This is a genomic window from Halorubrum hochsteinianum (assembly GCF_023702125.1).
Classification (GTDB): domain Archaea; phylum Halobacteriota; class Halobacteria; order Halobacteriales; family Haloferacaceae; genus Halorubrum; species Halorubrum hochsteinianum.
Genome location: NZ_CP098415.1, coordinates 1510107 through 1529482 on the forward strand (window position 1 = coordinate 1510107; position 19376 = coordinate 1529482).

General features: G+C 71.8%; 15 protein-coding genes. 7 read left to right on the top strand and 8 right to left on the bottom strand.

Annotation, left to right across the window (positions count from 1 at the left end; all coding sequences use genetic code 11):
* Positions 1–29: 29 nt before the first annotated feature.
* The 5 genes from NAF06_RS07545 to NAF06_RS07565 form a co-directional block, all read right to left on the bottom strand.
* Positions 30–728, bottom strand: a complete 699-nt coding sequence (locus tag NAF06_RS07545) for a DUF447 domain-containing protein (protein ID WP_008584760.1) — start codon at positions 726–728, stop codon at positions 30–32.
* On the bottom strand, positions 725–1762 hold the full coding sequence (locus NAF06_RS07550; protein WP_008584757.1) for a triphosphoribosyl-dephospho-CoA synthase: 1038 nt from the start codon (positions 1760–1762) through the stop codon (positions 725–727). Before NAF06_RS07550 ends, NAF06_RS07545 begins: the two co-directional genes overlap by 4 nt.
* A complete protein-coding gene (locus tag NAF06_RS07555) occupies positions 1759–2592 on the bottom strand; it encodes a tRNA-dihydrouridine synthase (RefSeq protein WP_008584756.1) in 834 nt (277 codons plus the stop codon). Before NAF06_RS07555 ends, NAF06_RS07550 begins: the two co-directional genes overlap by 4 nt.
* Entirely contained in the window at positions 2589–3623 is a 1035-nt protein-coding gene (cofD, locus tag NAF06_RS07560; RefSeq protein ID WP_008584754.1) for a 2-phospho-L-lactate transferase, read from the bottom strand. Before cofD ends, NAF06_RS07555 begins: the two co-directional genes overlap by 4 nt.
* 1334 nt (positions 3624–4957) lie before the next feature.
* A complete protein-coding gene (locus NAF06_RS07565; RefSeq protein ID WP_008584752.1) occupies positions 4958–5884 on the bottom strand; it encodes an isoaspartyl peptidase/L-asparaginase in 927 nt (308 codons plus the stop codon).
* A 125-nt stretch (positions 5885–6009) separates the two neighbouring features.
* Here NAF06_RS07565 and NAF06_RS07570 point away from each other — a divergent pair, with 125 nt between their 5' ends.
* From NAF06_RS07570 to icd, 3 genes are all read left to right on the top strand, one after another.
* Positions 6010–7578: an HTTM domain-containing protein gene (locus NAF06_RS07570; RefSeq protein WP_008584750.1), complete on the top strand. Its 1569-nt coding sequence runs from the start codon at positions 6010–6012 to the stop codon at positions 7576–7578.
* A gap of 85 nt (positions 7579–7663) precedes the next feature.
* Entirely contained in the window at positions 7664–8725 is a 1062-nt protein-coding gene (locus NAF06_RS07575; RefSeq protein ID WP_394294984.1) for a glycosyltransferase, read from the top strand.
* Positions 8726–8875: 150 nt separating this feature from the next.
* On the top strand, positions 8876–10138 hold the full coding sequence (icd, locus tag NAF06_RS07580; RefSeq protein ID WP_008584746.1) for an isocitrate dehydrogenase (NADP(+)): 1263 nt from the start codon (positions 8876–8878) through the stop codon (positions 10136–10138).
* Positions 10139–10603: 465 nt separating this feature from the next.
* On the opposite strand, the gene NAF06_RS07585 is transcribed toward icd, so the two are convergent.
* A complete protein-coding gene (locus tag NAF06_RS07585) occupies positions 10604–11017 on the bottom strand; it encodes an Lrp/AsnC family transcriptional regulator (protein ID WP_008584744.1) in 414 nt (137 codons plus the stop codon).
* Between the two features lie 97 nt (positions 11018–11114).
* Between NAF06_RS07585 and carA the strand changes: the two genes are divergently transcribed.
* Positions 11115–12176, top strand: a complete 1062-nt coding sequence (carA, locus tag NAF06_RS07590) for a glutamine-hydrolyzing carbamoyl-phosphate synthase small subunit (protein ID WP_008584742.1) — start codon at positions 11115–11117, stop codon at positions 12174–12176.
* Between the two features lie 224 nt (positions 12177–12400).
* Entirely contained in the window at positions 12401–13285 is an 885-nt protein-coding gene (surE, locus tag NAF06_RS07595) for a 5'/3'-nucleotidase SurE (RefSeq protein WP_008584740.1), read from the top strand.
* A gap of 393 nt (positions 13286–13678) precedes the next feature.
* Here surE and NAF06_RS07600 read toward each other — a convergent pair whose 3' ends face one another.
* A complete protein-coding gene (locus NAF06_RS07600; protein ID WP_008584738.1) occupies positions 13679–13918 on the bottom strand; it encodes a hypothetical protein in 240 nt (79 codons plus the stop codon).
* Positions 13919–14389: 471 nt separating this feature from the next.
* Between NAF06_RS07600 and NAF06_RS07605 the strand changes: the two genes are divergently transcribed.
* Together NAF06_RS07605 and NAF06_RS07610 are read left to right on the top strand one after the other, a co-directional pair.
* Positions 14390–16162 (top strand): glutamate--tRNA ligase, encoded by a 1773-nt coding sequence (locus tag NAF06_RS07605; RefSeq protein WP_008584736.1) that lies wholly within the window; start codon positions 14390–14392, stop codon positions 16160–16162.
* A gap of 92 nt (positions 16163–16254) precedes the next feature.
* Entirely contained in the window at positions 16255–16584 is a 330-nt protein-coding gene (locus NAF06_RS07610) for a 4Fe-4S dicluster domain-containing protein (RefSeq protein ID WP_008584734.1), read from the top strand.
* Between the two features lie 408 nt (positions 16585–16992).
* Here NAF06_RS07610 and tmcA read toward each other — a convergent pair whose 3' ends face one another.
* Positions 16993–19323 (bottom strand): tRNA(Met) cytidine acetyltransferase TmcA, encoded by a 2331-nt coding sequence (gene tmcA, locus NAF06_RS07615; RefSeq protein WP_008584732.1) that lies wholly within the window; start codon positions 19321–19323, stop codon positions 16993–16995.
* Positions 19324–19376: the final 53 nt, after the last annotated feature.

The window sequence follows — 19376 nt, forward strand, 5'->3', positions numbered from 1 at the left end:
CGTCCTCACGAGCGGTCGCGGCCCTGCCCTCACGACCGGTCGCGTTCCTCCCCTCGTGACCGGTCGCGCTCCCGCCACCCGGTCGCCTCGTCGATCCGGTCGAACGCCTCGCGCTCCGCCGGCCCGCCGCACCGCTCGACCACGTCCGCGAAGTACCGGAGACGGTCGAGCAGCTCGTCGGTGTCGAACGACGGCACGTCCAGCCGCGAGGCGGCCACCGTGGCGTCGACGACCGCCCCGAACCCGCGGTTCACGGTCGGGACGCGCTCGGCGACGACCCGCGACTCCACCGGCTCCAGCTCCCACGTCCGGATCGTCGTGTCGCCCTCCGTCTCGGTCCCGACGCGCTCGACGCGGACCTCGACCCACGCGTCGGCGCTCGGCAGGACCGGCTCGTCGACCTCGCGGACCGTGAGCGCCGCGTCGACGAACGTCCGCGGGTCGACGGTGAACTGGACCACGCCGCCGCCGCGTTCGGCGAAGTTCCGCCACGTGCGGGTGCGCCCGTAGGTGCGCGCGGTGACCGGATCCCCGGGGTCGTCCGGCGCGTGAAGCCCGAGCGCCGCGGCGTTCCACCGGTCGTTCGGGCCGCGCGTCGTCACGACCGACTCGGTGACGCCCCGGAGCGACACCGGCCAGCCCTCGGGCGCGACGCCCGTCGGATCGGTCCGTTCTGTCGCTCCGCCGGTCGGATCCCCCGTCCCGTCGTCCGCCGGATCCGGCGTCACGGCGTCACCTCCGCGCCGCGTCGGAGCGCGACGAACAGCGCAGCGCAGGTGAGGTCGGCGGTCGTGCCCGGGTTGATCCCCTCGGCGACGAACGCCTCGGCCAGCGACTCGGCGGCGTCGCGGTCGGCGCGGTGAACGGTCTCGGCGTCGACCGCGTCGACGCCCCCGATCGGCCCCGGCTCCGCCGCATCCCGCTCGTTCGGCTCGCCCTCGTCCGTCTCACCCTCGGGCTCCAAGATCGCTCGCGCTCGCGCGCTCGCCTCGCGGGCCGCCTCGACGCCGCGGGCCGACGCGACGAGCGTGTCCGGCTCCGCGGCGAGCAGTCCGAGGAACGCCCGCGCGGCCCGGTCGGCCAGCGGCCCCTCGTCGGTCAGGATCCACTCGGCCGCGCGGAACGTCCGCGGGAACCCCTCGACCCACTCCGCGGCGTTCCGGTCGGGGACGCGGTCCGGATCGTCGGGATCCGCCGACAGCGCCAGCACGTCCCGCAGCGTCGCCTCGCGCTCCCGGAGCGCGGGTTCGGCGTCGCCCCCCCGGCGCACGTCGAGGTCGTCAGCGCCCGGCGGCGGGTCGTCGACCGCGACGTCGACGGCCTCGAACGCCCGGTAGAAGGCGAGCGCGTCGTCGACCGTCGTCGCGCGGCAGACCGCGTCGACGCCGGCGGGCGAGAGCTCCCGGTCGGGGTCCGCCGCCGCCCGGACCAGCGGCGTGAGGAGCAGCAGGCAGCCGAACTGGGTGTTCGTGCCGGCGCGCAATGCCATCCCCTCGACGGCGCGCTCGAAGGCGTCGCCGACCGCGGGAACCCCGTCCGCAGAGCCTCCGTCCGCCGTCTCCGACGCCAGTTCGAGCCCCGCGCGGGCACCGACCGCGCCGCCGAGGAACGACTCGAACCGCAGGTCGTCGAGGTCGCGGTGACGGTCGACGTTCCCCGGCTTCGGCGTCCCGGCGACCTCCACGAGGAGCGCGAGCGTCGCGTCGTCGACCGGATCGGTCGGGTCCGCCGCGCGGCCTTCCCGGCGCTCGCGTCGGGTCACGGTCGCGCCCCCGGTTCCGGCTCTTGCTCCGGCTCAGAGCCCGCGTCGCCGACGTCTTCGCGCTCGCGCAGCGCTCCCGTCCGCCAGTCGGCGACCGCGTCGGCGACTCGCGCGAGGACGGGCGGCTCCTCAGTCGGGCGACCGACGCTCACGGCGTCAGCGCCGTAGGCCGCGTACTCGGCGACCGTCTCCCGGCCGCGGACCCCGTTGTTGGCGACGAGCGTCGCGTCCGTGGGTGCGTCGCCGAGCGCGCTCGCGACCTCGCCGACCGCGGCCTCGGAGTCCATCGCGTCGACGTGAATCCAGTCCGCCCCGGCCTCCGCGGCGACCGCCGCGGTCGCTGCGAGGTCGACGCCGGTGAGTCCCGCGCGGACCTTCACGCTCGTCGTCGCGCCCGCGTCGGTCGCGGCGGCGACGTACCGCGCGAGGCGGTCGGGGTCGCGCAGCAGCGACTCGCCGCAGCCGACCGCGCGCAGTTCCGGCTGCCGGCAGTGGGCGTTGACCTCGCAGACCGCGTCGCGGTCGGCGCAGATCGCGGCGGCCTCGCGGACCGGGCCGAGGGTCGCGCTCCGGACGTTGATACCGGGGCGGACCGGCGCGTCGGCGTCCGCGACCGCGTCGAGCTGGTCGGCGACGAACGCGAGCGGGTCGGCCGGGAGGAACTCGTCGCGCCCGCGGGCGACGAGGTCCCGGGCGGCGGCGCGGCCGGCCGCGTCGAGCGCGACGCCGCCGAGCAGCGCGACGTCGACGTGGTCGGCCGCTCGCCGGGCCCACTCGGCGTCCGCGGCACCGCTGAGGCTCGCGGCGACGAGGAAGGGATCTCCGGTCACTCCGCGCCCTCCCGCGGCGCTGCGTCCGCCGCGTCGCCGCCGACCGACGCCAGCGCGCGCTCGCAGGCGCGAGCGACCCGCTCGGCGTCGTCCGCGTCGTCGATCCGCGTGTCGGTGCGCTCGACGTGCCGGTCGAGGTCGGTCGGGTCCGCCTCGTCGAGGACGAACGCGTCCGCGAAGGGGTACGCGGCCGCGACGCCCGCGGTAGAGGGTTCTCGGCCGACGCCCGCCATCAGGTCCGCGGCCGGCCCGGAGAACACCTCGTCGCCGACGAACGGGGAGACGGCGACCACGGGCGTCTCGCGGAGCGCGCGCTCGAAGCCGGGCAGCGCCAGCATCGGCCCGAGGCTCGTCACGGGGTTCGACGGCCCGATCACCACCGAGCCGGTGAGCGCCGAACGCACCGCGTCGGTCGGCTCGGCGTCCTCGGCCCCCCGGAACTCCACGTCGGCGACCGGCGGCTCGCCGCGGCGCGCGACCCAGTACTCCTGGAAGTGGAACGTCTCGCCGCCCTCGGTGTGGATCAGCGTCGCCACCGGGTCGTCGGACATCGGGAGGAGGTCCACGTCAAGGTCGAACGCGTCCGCGAGGACGCGGATCGCCTCGGTCAATGTGCGCCCCTCGTCGAGCAGGCTCGTGCGCGTGAGGTGGACCGCGCGGTCGCGGTCGCCGATCTCAATGAACTCGCCGACCGCCGAGAAGCGCCGCCAGCGCGCGATCTCGCGGCCCGCGGTCTGGGCCGCGTCGTCGAGGTATCGGGGGCCGGTTTCGAGTCCGGCCGCGTCGGCGAGCCGGCCCAGCTCCTCGTGGGTCGCGGTCGTGTCCCCGTCGATCCCCCACCACGTCTCTCGGTCGAGGACGCCGCCGCCAGCGAACAGCACGGTGTCGACGTCCGGGCAGACGAGGTGGCCGCCCAGCTCGACGTCGTCGCCCGTGTTGGCGACGACCGCGGTCTCGGCCGGATCCCACACCCGGGCCGCGCCGTCGAGGAGCTTCGGCGTGCCCGTCCCCCCGGCGAGGAAGGTTACCATACCGGCGCAAGGCGACCCCCGGATTTGTATCCTCGCCTCCGCGGGCGACGTGGAACTCCGACGTTCGAGTCGTGAACGCTCACAGCCGATTCCAGAGACGAACGACGACGCTCGGCCGGCTTTCCCAATAGGCGCGTGCCTGCGAGGCCGCTCTGCGGCCGAGCAGCGCCGCGCGAGGGAGTCGCTGGCCCCGGAGCGAAGCGGAGGGTGCCAGCGACGAGGCTGGGGAGGTGTGAGGCTGTGCGGTCGCGGTGCGGGGCGGGACTCGAAGGGGTAGTCGTGAGGCGGGCGCAGGCGACGCAAGCACTGGAAGGAGCGAACGGAGTGAGCGACTGAAGCGCGCAGCGAGCGTGCGCCCGCCTCGCGGCTGGGGCTTCGGTGGTGTCCGTGTCGTTCAACGATTTATAATTGGTTGTACTTTCGTCCAGCCGAGCGGCTGGGGCTTCGGTGGTGTCCGTGTCGTTCGGCCGTGTATAAACAGATGGCTCCGTTGAAATCTCTCCCTTCCCTAAAACAGCTGACAAATGAGATTTACAAATTGAAAGGGAAACAACATACGTGGCAGCGTAGAATTAACGCGCCATGAGAGAGGCAGACAACGAAACCGAAGAACGGAGCTCTCGGTTTTGCCTCGATAATCTCGGTCGGAAACTCGGGAAATCGGCCGCTATATCGACTGTTCTGTTTTTCCTCTCGCTACTCGGATCGGTACTGTACGCATCGACTTTCCAAGATAACTCGTGGGATAGTGTATTGCCCCTGATTCTGATCGGTGGTCCGTGGGCCGGTCTGTGGATTTCGTTGTTCGGGTACGGCGCTTGGTCACTTTGGAAACTCCGAGGGCAGTCCCCGGATCACGTTACCGATGACATCCGATTTAAGCGAGCCCTCCTCGGGTTCGCACTCGGGATCTTTGCCTTTCTCATGCCTTTTGCTATCGTATATGGTTCTCCTCGTGGTAGTTAGTATGCCGTAGGAGCGTCTCTACAGCGGTAATAAGGACGCATTCATTCGTTTGAATTGTGTGGATCTTGTCTCGCCGAAATCCACCGTTCTCCTCAGACTTTCAGGATATGCCGGAACGTATATTGAACAGGAGTATGTGAAATAAAGTATGAAAAACCTGTATCGAAACCCTATTTTTCGGTGGGGAATGGGTGTGTTCGACGCAATTTTATTTGTCTCAGTCGCGCTTTTTGTCGTTGAAGACAGAACGCTCCAATTGTTACTGTTCGCCGCTGCTGCGGTCGGTCTCGTACTCACGCCGATGGTACTAAAAGGGGCAGCGACAGGAGCGCAGTAATACGCCGGTACGCGATCAGCCGGTTATCCACCTACCTATCGGCGACGCTCGTCTGCATCCCCTCGGTGTTGAACGCGCTCCCGGCCGCGTCGTCCCCGAGGACGATGACCCCCGCGCCCGACCCGGTGATCTCCTCGAACTCGTCGATCGCTCGGTCGGCCGCTGCCTGCGCGCCGAGCCCCTCTTCGAGATGCCTCACCGCCCGCCGCGAGAGCGTCACGCGGGCGATGTCCTCGCCGGCCCCCGTCGCGCTCGCGCCGCCCCCCTCGGTACAGAAGAAGCCCGACCCGACCTGCGGCACGTCGCCGACGCGCCCGGCGAGCGCGAACGACCGCCCGCCGGTGGAGGTGACCGCCGCGAACGTCTCGCCGTCGGTCGCCACCGCGCCGACCGTGTCGTGGTCGGGGGCGGCGTCCTTCTCGCCGTCGCGCCCCTCCTCGCCCCCCTCGTCCGACCCCCCGCCCGCCTGATCGTCGCCCGAGCCGAACCGCGAGGCCAGCCAGTCGAGGTGCTCGCGCGGGCTGCCTCGCGGCGGATCCTCCTTCTCGTAGCGCTCCCGTTTCTCGTCGGTGAGCAGGTCGACACCGGTCTCGATCCCGAACTCGTCGGCGAGGTCGACCGCATGCTCACCGGAGACGAAGACGTGCGGCGTCTCGGAGCGCACGACGCGGGCGACGCTCGCCGCGTGCTCGACCCCGGGCATCGAGCAGGCCGCCCCGATCTCGCGGTCCGAGGTCATCACGCCCGCGTCGGTGCGGACGACGCCGTCGGACTGGACCGCGCCGCCGACGCCCGCGTTGAACCGGGGGTCCGATTCGAGGACGCCGACCGCGGCCTCCACCGCGTCGAGCGGCGTCGCGCGCTCGGCACCGGTCGCGGCCGCCTCGTCGAGGACCGCCTGTCTGGGCTCCGGGTCGTCCGGGACGCCGCCGGCACCGCCGTGAACGATGACTCGCATACCGGAGGCTTCCGCGGCGGCCACATAAGCGCCCGGAAGCCGGCGGCGAGCGCGGGGTGCCGGTCGGTTCCCGCGCCCGCGACGCCGCAAGACATATTCCCGCCGCCGGGCGATTCGGGGGCATCGTGACGACAGCCGATCCCGCCGGCGACGACGCCGAGCGCTCTCCGCTCGGCTCCCGCTTCTCCGGCCCCCGCTTCCCGGGCTCCCGCTTCCGCGGCGCGCTCCGCCGCCGCCTCGGGGTCGACCCGCGCGCGTTCGCCGCGTTCCGGGTCGCGCTCGGCGTCGTCCTCCTCGTCGACCTCGCGCTCCGCGCGCGGAACCTGACGGCCTTCTACACCGACGCCGGCGTCCTCCCCCGCGCGACGCTGGCCGAGGTGTACCCCGTCGCGGCCCGGCTGTCGCTCCACGCCGTCACCGGCGAGCCGCGGGCCGTCGCGCTGCTGTTCCTCGCCGCCGCGGTCGCCGCCGTCGCGCTCGCGCTCGGCTACCGGACCCGCGTCGCGACCGCGGTCTCGCTGGTCCTGCTCGCGTCGCTTCAGGCGCGGAACCCGTTCGTCCTCAACGCCGGCGACGTCCTCCTCGTCCGGCTTCTGGGTGCCGGCCTGCTGTGTCCGCTCGGCGCGCGCTGGTCGCTCGACGCGGTCCGACGCGGGGACGGCGCGACTCCCGCAGCCGGCCGCGTCGCCGCCGCGACCGACCGCGTCGCCGGTCCCGCCGCGGCGCTCCCGCTGGTCCTCGTCGTCGTGGTGTACGTCTCCAACGCGGTCGAGAAGCTCCGCGGAACCGCGTGGCCCGCGGGCGAGGCGGTCGAGCGCGTCTTCCGGCTCACCTACCTCCACGGCCCGCTCGGCGGACTCGTCCCCGAGTGGTCACCCCTGCTCACCGCCGCCACCTACGGCTGGCTCGCGCTGCTCGTCGCCTCCCCGCTGCTGATCGCGGCTGCCGGCCGGCTCCGCGCCACGCTCGCGGGGACGCTTCTCGCGGCGCACCTTTCGATGGCGTTGGCGCTCCAGATCGGCGTCTTCTCCGTGATCTCCGCGGCCGCGCTGCTGCCCTTCTTCCCGCCGTTCGTCTGGGACCGAGTCGAGCGGGGGGTCGCTCCCGTCGCCGACCGGATTCGCTCCGTCGCGGGCCGTGGATTTGCCGCCGAACCTACCACGCCCGATCCGACCGACAGCGAACCACTCCGGACCGTCCGCGACCGCGCCGCGGCCGTCGTTCCGGTCCTCGCCGCGGTCCTGCTCGTCGCGCTCGTCGCGTGGAACGGAATGGCGCTCGGGTTGGTCGAGACGCCCGACCCGGTCGCGTCGGTGGCGGACCCGACCGAGAGCGGCTGGGACATGTTCGCGCCGAACCCGCCGACGACCGACGCGCTCGTCGCGGCGAGCGCGACGACCGCCGACGGCGACCGGATCGACGCGCTGTACGGGGACCGCGTCGCCCGGGATCGTCCCCCCGCCGACGCCCGCGCGTACCCCACCGCACGCTGGCGGAAGCTCCTCGCTCTGCTCGCGGACGACCCCGAGCCGGCTCGCGTCGACGCGGTCCTCGGACACCTCTGCGACCGAGCAGATGCGTTCGCCGGCGGCGGACGCGTCGCGTCGGTGTCGCTCTCGTTCGTCGACGTCGACGTCGAGACGGGGGAGACGCGGACCGAGACGCTCGGCTCCCGGGAGTGTACCCCCGTCTGAGCGACGGCGAGCGCGCCCGATCGTCTCGCCGGCCGATCCCCTCGACGCTCGACCGTTTATGTTCTCGGCGGGCGAACGCTCCGACGTGACCGCTTCGGAACCGGACTCGGCGGCGGCGCGTTCAGCGCACTCGGCGGCGACGCGTTCAGCGCCGATATCCGTCCTGCTCCCGACCGTCCGCTGGACCGACGCCTGCGACGAGGTGGCGGACCAACTCCGCGGTCCCGAGGCGTTCGACGGGGACGCCGGCAGCGACGGCGATCCTGTTGACGGAAATGTCGACGCCGCCGACGAACTGCTCGTGGTCTGCGACTCCCCGGACGACCCCGTCGCGGACCGCCGCGGCGACCTGCCGCCCCGGGTGCGGATCGTGATCGCCGGCGAACCGGCGGGGTGTTCGGGGAAGGCGAACGCGATAGCCGCGGGGACGGAGGCCGCGGCGAACGACCGGTTCCTCTGGACCGACGACGACTTCCACCACCCGCCGGACTGGCTGGCGACGCTCGACGCCGACTGCGAGCGCCGCGGGCCGACCACCGAGGCCCCGGTGTTCGTCGGGCGCGACCCCCTCGCCCGGCTGTTCGAGCCGGCGTACGTGATCGGTGGGACGCTCGCCGTGGCGGCGTCGGGGGCCGTCCCGGGCGCGCCGGCGATCGCGTGGGGCGGCGCGGTGGTGTTCGACCGCGGCGACCTCCGCGACGGGGAGGTCGCGCTCCTACGCGACCTCCGGCGGACGGTCAGCGACGACGGGACGCTCTCCGACCACCTCGACGTGCGCGCGGTCGACCGGACGCGCCGGGTCCCGGCCGGCGGGTCGCTCCGCGGGTCGCTGGAGCGGTTCGTCCGCTTCCTGACGATCACCCGGTACCACGCCCCCGCGGCGACCGCGTTCAACGTCCTCCTCGGCGTCGCGCTGGCGACGCTCTGTCTGCTCGCGCCGGTCGGGGGCGTCGCGCTCGTCACGGCGTTCGCGGGCCTCGCGTACGCCCGGTTCGGGGTCCGGCGCGCGACGTTCCTGCTCGCGGCCCCCGGCGCGCTGATCGCGCCGCCGCTCATGGCGTACGCGCTCGCCCGCCGGACATTCGTCTGGGGCGGTCGCCGCTACCGCTGGCGGTCGATGTTCGACGTCGCGGTCGAGCCGGTCTGAGTCGTCCCGGTCGAACCGGTCCGACGCGCTGCGATCGAACCGGTCTGAGGCCGGGTCGGCGCGGCGACGAAACCGGCAAACGCTGCGAGCGCGACGCTCACGCCGAAAACGGCAGGCACTTTAGGGGGCCACAAAAATCTTCGAACGTTCATGAGCTACGATAAGGTCGACGTCCCCGACGACGGCGAGGCGATCACGCTCGCCGACGAGGAGACAGGCGAGCTGAACGTTCCGTCCAACCCGATCATCCCGATCATCCACGGCGACGGGATCGGCACCGACGTCGGGCCGGCCGCACAGCAGGTGCTCGACGCCGCCGCCGAGGCGACGGGCCGCTCCATCGCGTGGATGCGCGTCTACGCCGGCTCCAGCGCCCGCGAGATGTACGACGAGAACCTGCCCGAGGACACCGTCTCGGCCATCCGCGACCACCGCGTCGCGATCAAGGGCCCGCTGACGACGCCCGTCGGGGCCGGCTTCCGCTCGCTGAACGTCGCGCTCCGCAAGACGCTCGACCTCTACGCGAACGTCCGCCCGACCTACTACATCGACGGCGTCCCGTCGCCCGTCAAGAACCCGGAGGAGATGGACATGGTCACCTTCCGGGAGAACACCGAGGACGTCTACGCCGGCATCGAGTGGGAGGCCGGCACCGACGGGTCCGAGCAGGTACGCGACTTCCTCGAACAGGACATGGAGGTCGCCGACGTGATTCACGACGGCCCCGTCGGAATCGGCGTCAAGCCCATCTCCGAGTTCGGCTCGAAGCGCCTCATCCGCGAGGCGGTCGACTACGCGCTCGCGAACGACCGCGACTCTGTCACGCTCGTCCACAAGGGGAACATCATGAAGTTTACCGAGGGCGCGTTCCGCGACTGGGGCTACGAGGTCGCCGAGGAGGAGTACGGCGACGACGTGATCACCGAGGACCAGCTCTGGGAGGAACACGACGGCGAGCGGCCCGAGGGCACGCTCGTCGTCAAGGACCGCATCGCGGACAACATGCTCCAGCAGCTGCTGACCCGCACCGACGAGTACTCCGTCATCGCGACGATGAACCTCAACGGCGACTACATGTCCGACGCCGCCGGCGCGCAGATCGGCGGTCTCGGCATCGCGCCGGGAATCAACCGCGGCCACGGCCGCTGTCTCGCCGAGCCGGTCCACGGCTCCGCGCCCAAGTACGCCGGCGAGGACAAGGTGAACCCCACCGCGATGATCCTCTCGGGCCGCGAGATGCTCGATTACCTCGGCTGGGACGACGCCGCCGACCTCGTGCGCGAGGCCGTCGAGGAGACCATCTCCTCGGGGAAGGTCACCTACGACCTCCACCGGCAGATCGAGGGCGGCGAGAAGCTCGCCACCTCGGAGTTCGCCGACGCCGTCGTCGAGCAGATCGACGAGCTGGCGTAAGCGAAGCGGTTCTATCGGGCGGTTCTTTCTCTGCGGCTCAGCCCTTTCTCCGGGGTCTCGACCCCGACGCGCTCGACGGCTCAGCCGCTCGGCCGTACGCCGCGGACCTCGTCACGACCGAGACCGCCGAAGCCCCGGCCGGGAGGCTGTCCCTTCGAGTCCCGCCCCGAACCGCCCAGCACAGCACCTCACGCCTCCCCAGCCTCGTCAGTCGCCGTCGCTTCGCTCCGGCGACTGACTCCAGCGAGAATCGAAGATTCTCTGGCAGCGAGGGACACGGTCCCTCGGGCAACCGGGCTTCGCCCGGTGACAGCCGGCGCTACGCGCCGGCGACAGCGTGGCGCGACGCGCCACGGGCAGTCGGGCGAAGCCCGACGACCTCGCGCGTGCTCCTCGCGGCCGCCTTCGGCGGCACGCTCGCAGGCACGCGCCACCGCAGATTCATTTATAACCGGTCGACGCCGACTACCCCAGCCGTTCGTCGAGGATGAGCCGCGTCTTCGTCGACTTGACCTCGTCCATCTCCCGCGCCTGCGAGATCAGTTCGTTGACCGCGCGCGTGTCGACCGCGTCGACGACGAGGACGATGTCCTCCTCGCCGGAGACCTGCCAGACGAAGTCGACCTCCTCCCAGTCGACCATCCGCTGACCGACCGCGTCGGTGTTGACGTTCATCTCCACCGAGATCTCGATCATCGCCTTCACGTTGCCGGTGCGGGTCGTCACCGTGAACCGCTCGATCACGCCCTCGTCGGTCATCCGGTCGACGCGGTTGCGCACGGTCCCCTCGGAGGTCCCCACTCGGTCTGCGATCTCCGTGTACGGGGTCCGCGCGTCCCGTCGCAGGATCGAGAGGATCCGTCGGTCGAGGTCGTCCATACCGGTCAGTCTCTCCCCCGCGGCCTTACCCGTTACGAATATCGTAACGAACCTTCGAACGACGCATTTATTACCCTTTGCGCGTACGTTTCTCGTAATGTCGGACGCCTACATCGCGCTGGCCGACGGTCGCGTGCTCGAAGCGCGCGCCCGTGCGCCGGGGCGTACTCGCGGCGAACTGGTGTTCACGACCGCGTACACCGGCTACGAGGAGTCGCTCACCGACCCCTCCTACGCCGAACAGATACTCACCTTCTCGTACCCCCTCATCGGGAACTACGGCGTCCGAAGCGAACGGTTCGAGTCCGACTCGGTCCAGCCCCGCGCGGCGGTCGCCCGCGAGCTGACCGACGACGTCGCCGACTGGCTCGCCGGGGAGGGCGTGCCCGCCGTCGACCACGTCGACACCCGCGAGATCGTCACTACCGTCCGCGAAGAGGGGGCGATGGCCTGCGGGATCGCCGCCGGCCCGGACGCGACCCCCGAGGACGCGGTCGAGGAGATGGAGTCGTGTAAGCCGATGAGCGACCACGTCGACATCGGCGCGCAGGTCTCCGTCGCGGAGCCGACCGTCCACGAGGGCGGCGGCGACGTCGACGTGGCCATGCTCGACTGCGGCGCGAAGGGCTCGATCGTCTCCTCGCTCACCGACCGCGGCGCGGACGTCCACGTCCTCCCGTACGACGCGACCCCCGAGGACGTGGCCGCCGTCGACCCCGACGTGCTGTTCGTCTCCAACGGCCCGGGCGACCCCGAGAACTTCGTCGCCGCTCAGGAGGTCGTCGACGAGTTCGCGGGCGAGCTCCCCCTCGCGGGGATCTGCCTCGGCCAGCAGGTGATCACCAGCGCGCTCGGCGGCTCGACCGAGAAGATGGCGTTCGGCCACCGCGGCGTCAACCAGCCGGTCAAGGACCTCCGCACCGACAAGGTCGTGATGACCACCCAGAACCACGGCTACACGGTCGACGACACCGGTCCGCTGGAGGTGACGCAGGTGAACGTCAACGACGACACCGTCGAGGGGCTCGACAGCGACGAACTCGACGTGATCACCCGCCAGTACCACCCCGAGGCGAACCCCGGCCCGCACGACTCGCTCGGCTTCTTCGACGAGGTGCTCGACCTGGCGACGTCGGACCGCCGAATCGCCGCCGACTGACTCTCCCACGAATCGGTCCCCGATTCTCGCGCTCCCAGCACCCTCCGACTGACCACCCGGAGTACCACTCGGTCGGCGTCCGCAGCCGCTTTCCCCGCTCGGTTCTCGCAGCCGCCTTCCTCCGTCCGATTCCCGCGGCCGCTTTCCCCGCTCGGTTCTCGCAGCCGCCTTCCTGCTCGCCGCGGACCGGCGACGTTTTCTCTCGTCCCCTCGGACGGTGACGCATGCCAACCGAGATCCTGCTCACCAACGACGACGGGATCGACGCCGTCGGGATCCGGGCGCTCGCGGACGCGCTCTCGGCCGATTACGACGTGACGGTCGTCGCGCCCGCGACGAACCAGTCCGGCGTCGGCGGCGCGCGCTCGTGGTGGGAGACGACCGTCGAGTACACCGAGACGGACCGCGGCTACGCGGTCGAGGGGACCCCCGCCGACTGCGTCGCGGTCGCGGACGTGGCGCTCGGACTCGACCCCGACGTCGTCGTCTCCGGCTGTAACCACGGGCCGAACATCGGCGCGCACATCCTCGGGCAGTCGGGGACCGTCGGGGCCGCGATGGAGGCCTCCTTCCTCGGCACGCCCGCGATCGCGGTGTCGCTGTACGACCGCGGCAACCTCCCCGTCCCGCCGACGCTGGACAACGACGACTTCGCGGTCGCCGGCGAGGTCGTCGCCGACCTGCTCGCCCGGATCGACGACGGCGTCCTCCCGTTCGGCGCGGACGTGCTGAACGTCAACGTGCCCGCCGCTGACGACGAGGCGGCGGCCAACCCCACCTACCGACTGACCGAGCCGGCGCGCGGCTTCGACGTGATCGAGTTCCGCCCGGGCGAGGAGGGGTCGGACGAGGAGCGACCGGACGACGAGAACGTACCCGAGGGGTGGGAGTTCGGCGAGCGGCGCGGCGAGATGGGGATGGAGCTCCGCGACCGCTTCTGGCGGGAGTTCCTGCGCGGCGACGTCGCGGACGACCCCGGCTCCGACCGCCGGGCGGCCGTCGAGGGCGAGGTGAGCGTCTCGCCGCTGTCGAGCTCCCGCGCGGTCGCGGGCGACCGGGCCGGGGACCTCGTCGAGCCCGCTCGCGGCGCGAAGACGGGCGCGGACTGAGCGCGGCCGGGCGGCTCCGTTGACGTCGTATTCCTCGGACGGGTTCTCGCCGTCCGACGAGAGCTACGAGTGTATCGGCTCAGGCGACCAGCTAGACTGTTTTCAGAAATTCGGCGAGTCCGTATACGATAGCGATAGTCCCGAAAGTGATGCCTATCGTACTCAGAAACTGGTTTCGTGGGACAACGGTCGTTTGAGCAACTACCAACAAGGCCATCAGGACGACCAATACAGCGAGGAGTCGCTCGGTACGGTCGGACACACAACCACATTACCTGTGCTTGACGTGAATAGTTCGGTGCTTCTTCCGTACTAAGCGACTGGGAGAGCAAAACCGCCGACCGCCACGTGATTCAACGAGGCCCTCCGGGCCGAACCGCGTCCAGAAACGGGTCAGCGCCGTCGACGAGGCCGCCGTTGCCCGCCGCTGAACTCCGCGGCCAACCGCCCGAGGTACCACACGACGACCAGCCCGAGGAGGAAGCCGCCGCCGAGCGCGGCAAGCAACTGGACCGGCGACGGGTCCAACTGGAGGGCGATCAGCGGCGGCGAGACGGTGACGATCGCGAGCAGCACGAGCTTTATTTTCCGGTTTCCGGCGTCCCGCTCCGCCTCGGAGATCGGTCCTACCACGCCGATCCCCCCCGGGCTCCGACGACCGCCGACGCTGCGTCCATGGGCCCACCACGCCCCCGGCGACCATCAAGGCCACGAACCGAACGCGTTCGCTCGCGATCGCCGCCGCCGCCTCGAACCGCTCTTTCCGACCGCCGCTGCCGGTCGCGTCCCGACTCGACCGCGCTCGGTCCGCGCTCGATCCCCTCGCCGCCGGCGCTTCCCGTCCCGCCGAAACCCCACCAGTTCCGCGTCGGGAGACAAAAACGTCTCGACCGTTCACGCCGGTAATCGGTCGGTACCGCCGTGAACGGTCTCGGTGGTTTAAGCCGGTCCGACGGCTCGTGTCGAGTGCCCCTACCCGCCTCCCGGACCGCCGCGCCGCTGCGCCGACCGCCGCGTCGGAGCCGACCGCGCGGCGCGCGACCCGGGATCCGCCCCTCCCCGCCTTTCGCGGCGTTTTTGACCCGACCCCGCCAAGCGAGCCGTATGGACGACGAACTCCGCGAGCGCGTCGCGGCGGCCGGCGAGGCCGCGGCGCTTTTCAACGCGCTCAAGCACGGCAACGACCCGGAGGTGGGCGCGATCATGGGGCCGATCATGGGCGAGAACCCCGAGTTCCGGCCGCACGGCGACGAGATCCCGGGCGTCCTCGCGCCGATCGTGAACGAGGTCGCCGAGCTGGACGACGCCGAGCGCCGGGAGCGGCTTGGCGAGCTCGCGCCCGACAGGCTCGCGGAGCTGGAGGCGGAGGCTGAGGAGGACGACCGCGTCCTCCCCGACCTCCCGAACGCCGAGGCGGGCGAGGTCGTGATGCGCGCCGCGCCGAACCCGAACGGCCCGTGGCACGTCGGGCACGCCCGGATGCCCGCCGTCATCGGGACGTACAAGGAGCGCTACGACGGGGAGTTCATCTGCCGGTTCGACGACACGGACCCGGAGACGAAGCGACCGGATCTGGACGCGTACGACGCCATCTTGGAGGACATCGAGTACCTCGGCTTCGAGCCGGACCGCGTGATCCGGGCCTCGGACCGGCTGGAGACCTACTACGACCACGCCCGCGAGCTGATCGACCTCGGCGGCGTGTACACCTGCTCGTGTTCCGGCGACGCGTTCTCGGAGCTGAAGAACGCGGGCGAGGCGTGTCCGCACCGCGAGAAGGACGTCGAGACCGTCCGCGAGGAGTTCGAGGCGATGGTCGACGGCGAGTACTCGGCCGGCGAGATGGTTCTGCGGGTGAAGACCGACATCGAGCACAAGAACCCCGCGCTCCGCGACTGGGTCGCGTTCCGGATGATCGACACCCCGCACCCGCGCGAGGCGGCGGCGGAGTACCGCTGCTGGCCCATGCTCGACTTCCAGTCCGGCGTCGACGACCACCTCACGGGCGTCACGCACATCATCCGCGGGATCGACCTCCAGGACTCCGCGAAGCGCCAGCGGTTCGTCTACGACTACTTCGACTGGGAGTACCCCGAGGTGCTCCACTGGGGTCACGTCCAGGTCGACGAGTACGACGTGAAACTCTCCACCTCGACGATCAAGCAGCTGATCGCGGACGGGGAGCTGACCGGCTGGGACGACCCGCGCGCGCCGACGATCCGGTCCATGCGCCGCCGGGGAATTCGGGGGCAGGCGCTCGTCGACTCGATGACGGAGCTCGGGATGTCCACCTCGGACGTGGACCTCGCGATGTCCTCGGTGTACGCGAACAACCGCGACCTCGTCGACGACGAGGCGGACCGGTACTTCTTCGTGCGCGACCGCGACGACGCGCCCGCCGTGGAACTGCCGATCGTCGACGGCGACGCGCCCGCGCCCGAGGCGGGCCATCCGCCGCTCCACCCCGAGTACCCGGACCGAGGCGAGCGCGACGTGCCCGCCGGCCGCGTCGTCGTCGAGTCGCCCGACCTCCCGGCCGAGGGCGAGCGCGTCTGGCTGAAGGGGTACGGCCCGGTCCGCTACGAGGGCGACGAACTCGTCTTCCTCGACGCCGACATCGATATCGTCCGCGAGGGCGACGTGGACGTGATCCACTGGGCCCCCGCCGACGAGGGGCTGGAGACGCTCCTCCGCACCGTCGACGGCGACGTGCGCGGGATCGCCGAGCCGGCGCTCGCCGACGTCGACCCCGACACGGTCGTCCAGTTCGTCCGCGTCGGCTTCGCGCGGATCGACGCGTTCGACCCCGAGGCGACCGACGAGACGGACGGGCCGAACGGCTCCGAGGACCTGCTGGCGTACTACGCGCACCCGTAATCGGGTCGGAGCCGGGTCCCGGTTTCTCACGCCGTTCGCCCGAATCCGTTCGTCGGGGAGTTTAAACCCGCGAGCGGCGAACCACGGGTAAGATGGCCATCGACCCGAACTTCGAAACGAACCGCGAGCGCGTCGGCGACGAGGACGGCGTCGCCGTGTGGGGACCCGTCGAGCCGCCGGAGAAACAGGGGATCAGAGGTACCCACGTCGCGGTCGACTTCGACATCTGTCTCGCCGACGGCGCGTGTCTGGAGGACTGCCCGGTCGACGTGTTCGAGTGGGTAGACACGCCCGGACACCCGGAGTCCGAGCGGAAGGCGAACCCCGCCGACGAGGACCAGTGTATCGACTGTATGCTCTGCGTCGACGTCTGCCCGGTCGACGCCATCGACGTCGACCCCGGTCGCGAGAACCGGATTTAAGCCCCGTACCTCGCGTTTTTGCGGTTTGGGACAGTCACCGAAATTTCGACTGACGGTCACGACCTAGGTAATTCTGCGACAGAGACCGCCGAAGCCCCAGCCGCGAGGCAGACAGACGCTCGTTGCGCTCCTCGCTCGTTCACTCCCTGCGGTGCTTACGTCGCCTCTGTCTGCCTCGCGGCTGCCCCTTCGAGTCCCGCCCCGCCCAGCACAGCACCTCACGCCTCCCCAGCCTCGTCGGTCGCCGTCGCTCCGCTCCGGCGACCGACTCCAGCGAGAATCGAAGATTCTCTGGCAGCCGGCGCTACGCGCCGGCGACCTCGCGCGTGCTGGCTCGCGGCCTGTCGGCCGCTCGCAGGCACGCGCCACCGTGGATATATTTATAAATAGTCGCCGTCGCCCCCCCCCTCAGTCGTCCGTAAACCGCTCCCGCTCCGCGAGCGCGAACTCCGTCCCGTACCGCTCGACGAGGGAGGTGGCGGCGTCGCCGAGCGCGCGCCGACACGCGCTCGTCGAGACGAAATCGAGGTCGTCGGCGACCGACTCCCACGGCCGGCCCTGAAGCACCTTCCGTACGAGCAGTTGCTCCGCGCGCTCGTCGAGGTCGAGCGCGTCGTCGCCCTCGATCAGCGCCGCGAGCGCGAGGTCCCGGAACGCGCCGGGCGCGCTGTCGTACATGCCGGGCCCGACCGACGCGCCGACGACGGAGCGCCACTCGGTCTCGGTGAGGTCGACCGGGACGGGCGCGGAACACGCCCGGAGCGCGCCGCGGACCACGTCCGGGTCGACGTCGCGGTGCGCGTCCGAGAGCCCGTCGCGCTCGCGGTCCCGGAAGGCGACGGCGTGGCGGTCGAGCAGGTCGCGACCGGCATCGGTCTCCGGCCGGAGCATGACCGCGGAGTGTTCCCCCGAGGCGTCGTTCCGGGTCGTCGAGAGGTGGACGGTCCGGTAGCCCGCCCGCCGCCAGAAGCGGAGGAGCCGCGGCGTCGCGCCGTAGCCGACCGAGAAGTAATCGACTGAGTCGGCCTCGCCCCCCGCGGGGTCGTCGCCGAACTCCGCGTGGACCTCGTCGAGCAGCCGCGAGCCGAACCCCGCGTCCCGGAGCGCGTGGTGGGTCGCGATCCGGACCGTCCGCAGGCCGCGCGGCGCGGCGGCGGCCTCGTCGCGCAGTTGGCTCGTGAGCACGTCCGGGACCATGTTCCCCCGGACGCGTTCGCCCTCGTACATCCCTCGCCGCGTCTCGGCGTCGAGCCCGCCCTCCCGCGCGAGCAGCCCGACCGCGACGACCCGACCGTCCGCGACGAGCGCCCGCGCGACGAGGTTCGGCGCGTCGAGCAGCCGCGCGAGGTCGTTCGGTTCGGTCCGGTAGTGCGCGGCGACGAGCAGCCCGAACGCCTCCCCGAGCAGCGTCTCGTCGGCGAGCAGGTCCGCCGGGTCGAGCGCGCGGTACGTCGCGTCGCCGACCGCGGCGTCCGCGACCGCCGCGTCGACCGCGGGCCGGGCGTCGAGCAGGAGCGCGCGCGACGCCCACGCCTCCACCGGGTCGTCCCGGGCGTACCGGATCGGCTCGTCGAGGCGCACGTCCCGCAGCGCGAACCGCGAGTCGAGCAGCCGCTCGCGGAAGCGGACCGCGAACCCGCGGCCCGCCCCCTCGTAGCCGTGGACCGTCGTGCAGAACGCGACCGACGGCGCGTCGAGGAACCCCTCCAGCAGCCGCACCGGCAGCGCCGCGGCCTCGTCGACGACCGCGGCGTCCGCCTCGCCGGGGGCCTCCGCCGCGGCCGCGGGAGGCAGAAACCGAACACGACCGCCCGCCGGCGTCCGGAGGTCGCGGTCGGCGGCGTCGCCGGCGCGGTCGTCGCGGTCGACCCCTCCGCGCTCCCCGCCGGCCTCGCCCTCGATCAGCTCCCGCGCTCGCGCGAACACCTCGGCGGCGTTCCGGAACCCGGGCGCGGTGACGAGCACGTCGTCGCCCCCGAGCGCGAGCGCGCCCGCCGCCAGCCCGGCCGCGCTCGACTTCCCGCGCCCCCGGTCCGACTCGACGACGACCGCCGACCCGGCGTCGGCGAGCGCCTCGAACGCCCGCAGCGCCCGCGACTGATCGCCCGTGCGGCAGGCGGCGTACGCGGCCGCGGGGAACCGCTGGTCCGGCGGCGCGCTCGGTCCGGCCGCGGCGTCGCGGTCCGCCTCTGCTTCCTCGGTCCCCGCCTCCGTCCCCGTGAGCCCGTCGCGTTCGAGGACGTCGCCGCCCGCGTCGTCGCCGAGCGCGACGAGCGCGACGCCGGGGTGGGTCCGGAGCGTCGAAACGAGTCGCTCGCGGAACCGCCCCGTCACGTCGCCGACGCCGTACGGCGGCACCGCGAGCGAGTCGTCGAAGCGGTCGCGGATCCCCGGCCAGTCGTCGAGCGCGGGCGTCAGGAGGATCAGGAGCCCGCCGCCGTCGACGGCCCCGACCGCCCTCCCGAGCGCGTTCGGGACGAATTGCTCGTGACAGTCGAGGATCACCGCCTCGCGGGTGCGACCGAGCAGTTCGTCGGCGCTCCGCGGGCGATGCTCCTCGAAGCGGAACCCCTCCCGCGTCGAGACGATGGACGCGTCCCCGCCGCCGATCCCGGCCGCCTCGACCGCGTCGTATGCGGCGTCGATCGCGCGGTCGCGGTCGCCGGCGAGCGCGAGGACGCGCCGCTCGTTCGCCCGCTCGGCCTCGGCCCGTAGCTCCCGCGTGACCCCCGCGATCATCTCCGCTCGTCGTTGCCGAGGCGCGGTGATGTGTCTTGCCCTCCGCGCCGCGG

What these genes read in the sequence shown, in the direction of transcription:
- cofD (WP_008584754.1), bottom strand. Translation starts at nt 3,623, where the DNA reads ATGGTAACCTTCCTCGCCGGGGGGACGGGCACGCCGAAGCTCCTCGAC.
- NAF06_RS07565 (WP_008584752.1), bottom strand. Translation starts at nt 5,884, where the DNA reads ATGCGAGTCATCGTTCACGGCGGTGCCGGCGGCGTCCCGGACGACCCG.
- icd (WP_008584746.1), top strand. Translation starts at nt 8,876, where the DNA reads ATGAGCTACGATAAGGTCGACGTCCCCGACGACGGCGAGGCGATCACG.
- NAF06_RS07585 (WP_008584744.1), bottom strand. Translation starts at nt 11,017, where the DNA reads ATGGACGACCTCGACCGACGGATCCTCTCGATCCTGCGACGGGACGCG.
- carA (WP_008584742.1), top strand. Translation starts at nt 11,115, where the DNA reads ATGTCGGACGCCTACATCGCGCTGGCCGACGGTCGCGTGCTCGAAGCG.
- surE (WP_008584740.1), top strand. Translation starts at nt 12,401, where the DNA reads ATGCCAACCGAGATCCTGCTCACCAACGACGACGGGATCGACGCCGTC.
- NAF06_RS07605 (WP_008584736.1), top strand. Translation starts at nt 14,390, where the DNA reads ATGGACGACGAACTCCGCGAGCGCGTCGCGGCGGCCGGCGAGGCCGCG.
- NAF06_RS07610 (WP_008584734.1), top strand. Translation starts at nt 16,255, where the DNA reads ATGGCCATCGACCCGAACTTCGAAACGAACCGCGAGCGCGTCGGCGAC.
- tmcA (WP_008584732.1), bottom strand. Translation starts at nt 19,323, where the DNA reads ATGATCGCGGGGGTCACGCGGGAGCTACGGGCCGAGGCCGAGCGGGCG.